Here is a 3,810-nt window from a genome sequence, read left to right as displayed (position 1 = left end):
GCGGTTGACACGGATGATCTCGCCCTCCGGATCGCCGGCGCCGAAGAACTGCTGGCGCACTGTCTCGCCGATCAGGCACACCCCAGCGCCGGCGCGGGTCTCGGAATCACTGAACGGGCGGCCGGAAACCAGTTTCCAGTCGCGCGCGTCGAGATAGGCGCTGTCGGTGCCGGTCACGCCCGACGTCAGGCTTTCCGTGCCGAAGATGACGCGCACCTGCTTTTGCGAGGCCGGGGCGATGGCGCGGGCGCCGCTGAGATGGGCGACGAGCGCCGCAAGGTCCTTGTCGGCGAGGGGGCGGGTGGCCTGGTCGAGCCCGCCCGGTCCGCCCGGTCCGGCGGGTCGGCCGGAGCGCACGACCAGAAGATTGCTGCCGAGCTTCGAGATATCGGCCTTGACCTTCTCGGTGGTGCCGGAACCGATGGTGAGCATGGCGATGACAGCCGCCACGCCGATGACGATGCCAAGCAGGGTCAGGAACGAGCGCAGCACGTTCCTGCGGATGGAAATCAGCGAAAGGCGGACGGTCTCCCAGATCATGCGGCCTCGGCTTTTGCTGCGTCCGAGGCGACATGGCCGTCGAGGAAGCGCACGGTGCGGCTGGCATACTCCGCGACATCGGCCTCGTGCGTGACCATGACGATGGTGAGGCCGAGTTCGGCATTGAGCCTGGTCAGCAGGTGCATGATCTCGTGCGTGCGTGCCGTGTCGAGATTTCCCGTGGGCTCGTCGGCGACGAGCAACGTCGGCTTGGTGACGATGGCGCGCGCGATCGCAACGCGCTGCTGCTGACCGCCCGAGAGTTCGGCCGGCGTATGGTGCTCCCGGCCGACAAGTCCGACCTCGGCCAGCGCGTGCATTGCGAGATCGCGGCGTTCGCGAGCGGAAACACCGCGATAGATCAGCGGCAGCTCGACATTCTCGGCCGCCGTGGTGCGGGGCAGGAGATTATAGCCCTGGAAGACGAAGCCGACATAGAGGTTGCGCAGCACGGCACGGCGGTTTCGGTCGAGCCTGCCGGCATCGACGCCCATGAAGCGGTAGGTTCCGGCCGTCGGCGTGTCGAGACAGCCGATGACGTTCATGGCGGTCGACTTGCCAGAGCCGGACGGTCCCATGATGGCGACGAACTCGCCGCGGCGTATCGCAAGATCGACGCCGGCAAGCGCGTCCACGCGCGCCTCGCCCTCGCCATAGCTCTTCCAGACCTTGTCGAAGGTGATGAGCAGGGGAGCGGACACGGATCAGCTCCGCTGCTGCGAGCCGGTGATGACCTCGGCGCCCTGGTCGAGGCCGGACGTGATCTCGGTCAATTCGCCGTCGGTCGAGCCGATCCTGACGTTGACGGCATGCGGCCGCCCGTTTTCCAGCACATAGATCGTGCGTGAGCCGTCCGTCGGCGTCTTTGTCGCCTCACGCTGCCGGTTGGGACGGCCCATGCGGCCGGTGAACAGGTCGCGCAAGCTCCAGCCGCGGGCCGCCTGTTCGGCCGGACGATAGCGGAAGGCGGTGGCCGGCACGGTCAGCACACCCTTGGCCTGCCTGGTCACCACCGCGACGGTGGCGGTCATTCCGGGCCTGAGCAGACGCCCGCCGTTGTCGACTTCAAGCCGGGCATTGTAGGTGACGACGCCGTCGGTGGTGACCGAGGCGTAGGAGATGTCGCGGATCTCGGCGTCGAAGGGACGGTCCGGAAAAGCGTCGACGGTGAAGCGGGCATGCTGGCCGGGTTTGACCTGGCCGATATCGGCCTCGTCCACCGCCGCCTGCAGCTCCATGTTCCGCAAGTCGGCTGCGATGACGAACAGCACCGGCGCCTGCAGCGAGGAGGCGACCGTCTGGCCGGGATCGACCGAGCGCGTGAGCACGATGCCGTCGATCGGGGCATAGATCGTGCTCTTGGCAAGGTCGGTCTGCTGCGCCTTGAGATCGGCCTCAGCGATGGCGAGGTTGGCTTCGGCGCTGTCGAGCGCCGCCTTGGAGCGGTCGCGCGTCGCGGTCGCAGCTTCGAGCGACTGGTCCGTCGCCATGCCGCGCTTGGTAAGCGCGCTCGCGCGGACCACCGCTTTCTCGTTTTCCTGCAGCGTGACTTTGGCATCCTCCACGGCCGCCGCTGCCGCCTTGGCCGAGGCGGTGGCGCGTTCGATCTGGACCTCGAGCTTGGCGGTGTCGAGCGTCGCCAGCACGTCGCCCTTCTTGACCTGCTGGTTTTCGCTGACCGCGACCGAGCGGACGATGCCGGACAGCTCGCTGGAGATGTCGACCTGCGTCAACGGCTGAAGCGTGCCGGTCGCCGACACCTGGACGGTGAGGTCGGCGACCGTCGCCGGAGCGGTCGTGTATTCGATCCGGGGCGGGGCGGCGGCGTTCCAACGGTAGACGCCAATCACGACCGCCACGACCGCCAGCGCCAGCAGCGCGTAGAGCCAGCCGCGACGGCGCTTGCGGATCATGCCTTTGCGGTCGAGCCCGAGAGCTGCCTCGATGGAAGTATCGGATTCCGCCTTTGGCGGATTGACAACCTGGTCCACCCCGGACCCCTATAGCGAAGAATTGATGTCCCTATTTGTGCACAAATCATGCCTTAAGGTTCGAATTTCAAATTAAATTTCCCTCATGTTGGGATTGAGGCGGAAGATTCGGAGCGAGGCGGAAGGCTTTCTCGATGGCGCGCAGCTACTTGCTTTACGATGTGTTCACGACCGAGCGGCTGGCCGGGAATCCGGTCGCCGTGGTGCTCGACAGCGAGGGGCTGGACACGGCCGCCATGCAGGCGATCGCACGCGAATTCAACCTGTCCGAGACGGTTTTCGTGCTGCCGCCCGAAAATCCCAAGCACAGCAACCGTATCCGTATCTTCACGCCCGACTACGAGATGCCGTTCGCCGGCCACCCGACGGTCGGTTCGGCTATCGCGCTTGCGGAGCTGAAAGGCGAGACGACAGGCATCTTTGTGCTGGAAGAAAACATCGGCCCTGTGCGTTGCGCGGTGAGCAAGCATGATGGCGCCATTTTCGCGGAGTTCGACCTGGCGAAACTGCCGGAGCGCCTGGAACTCGTCGCCGACCCGGAAATGATCGGCGCGGCGCTCGGTCTTGCTCCGCACGAGATCGGCTTCGAGAATCACCGCGTTTCCTTCTGGTCGGCCGGCGTGCCCTACGTCACCATTCCGGTCTCCGGCCTCGAAGCGGCCGCAAAAGTCAGGCTGGACAACCAGGCCTGGTCGGAACTCGCGCCGCGCAAGAGCGAATGGGCCTTTGCCAGCCCCTATGTCTATTGCCGCGACAGGGTGCATCACGACAGCGCCTTCCATGTCCGCATGATCGTGCCTGGCAATCCCTCGTACGAGGACCCGGCGACCGGCTCGGCCGCGGCCGCCTTTGCCGGCACCATCATGCATTTCGATGGTCCAACGGACGGAATCTCACAGCTCTGGATCGAGCAGGGGCTGGAAATGGGCCGGCCTTCGCGCATCCGCCTCGAGCTCAATGTCGACGGCGGAAAACTGGCCTCGGCGCGCATCGGCGGCCATGCGATCCGGGTCGCGGAAGGCAAGTTGTTCGTCTGACCGGTGCGGCTTTTTTTGAGCGAGCATGATCTTTTCCGAAAACCGGAATCCACTTTTCGGGATCATGCCGTGTCGATTTGTCGGGAAATGATCCGGCAGGGCTGGACATCGCCGAAACCGGCGGCTATATGCCCGCCGACGCTGGGTTTCCCGGCGGTGTGGGTGTGTAGCTCAGTTGGTAGAGCAGCTGACTCTTAATCAGCGGGTCCACAGTTCGATCCTGTGCACACCCACCAATTAAC

4 protein-coding genes and 1 tRNA gene are annotated in these 3,810 nt (G+C 65.3%); 2 read left to right on the top strand and 3 right to left on the bottom strand.

The genetic code is table 11. The features are described 5' to 3' along the window. The 3 genes from EOA29_RS28500 to EOA29_RS28490 all read right to left on the bottom strand — a co-directional run. A partial coding sequence (locus EOA29_RS28500) for an ABC transporter permease (RefSeq protein WP_145969842.1) occupies window positions 1-540 on the bottom strand: 540 nt, incomplete at its 3' end. Then, entirely contained in the window at window positions 537-1,241 is a 705-nt protein-coding gene (locus EOA29_RS28495) for an ABC transporter ATP-binding protein (protein WP_127221920.1), read from the bottom strand. The genes EOA29_RS28495 and EOA29_RS28500, both read right to left, overlap by 4 nt. 3 nt (window positions 1,242-1,244) lie before the next feature. Further along, the gene (locus tag EOA29_RS28490; RefSeq protein WP_126093184.1) at window positions 1,245-2,531 is read right to left on the bottom strand and encodes an efflux RND transporter periplasmic adaptor subunit; all 1,287 of its coding nucleotides are present in this window, start codon (window positions 2,529-2,531) and stop codon (window positions 1,245-1,247) included. 134 nt (window positions 2,532-2,665) lie between these two features. Here EOA29_RS28490 and EOA29_RS28485 point away from each other — a divergent pair, with 134 nt between their 5' ends. Both EOA29_RS28485 and EOA29_RS28480 read left to right on the top strand, forming a co-directional pair. After that, window positions 2,666-3,568: a PhzF family phenazine biosynthesis protein gene (locus EOA29_RS28485; RefSeq protein WP_126093185.1), complete on the top strand. Its 903-nt coding sequence runs from the start codon at window positions 2,666-2,668 to the stop codon at window positions 3,566-3,568. Between the two features lie 160 nt (window positions 3,569-3,728). Next, window positions 3,729-3,804 (top strand) — tRNA-Lys (locus tag EOA29_RS28480). Window positions 3,805-3,810: the final 6 nt, after the last annotated feature.

Origin of the sequence: Mesorhizobium sp. M1E.F.Ca.ET.063.01.1.1 (assembly GCF_003998155.1) — a bacterium.
Lineage (GTDB): Bacteria > Pseudomonadota > Alphaproteobacteria > Rhizobiales > Rhizobiaceae > Mesorhizobium.
The sequence above is the reverse complement of the archived record's forward strand: the minus strand, read 5'-3'. Positions and strand labels throughout refer to the sequence as shown.

Excerpts from the sequence above, each read along its gene's own strand:
- EOA29_RS28485 (WP_126093185.1), top strand. The coding sequence starts at position 2,666 with ATGGCGCGCAGCTACTTGCTTTACGATGTGTTCACGACCGAGCGGCTG.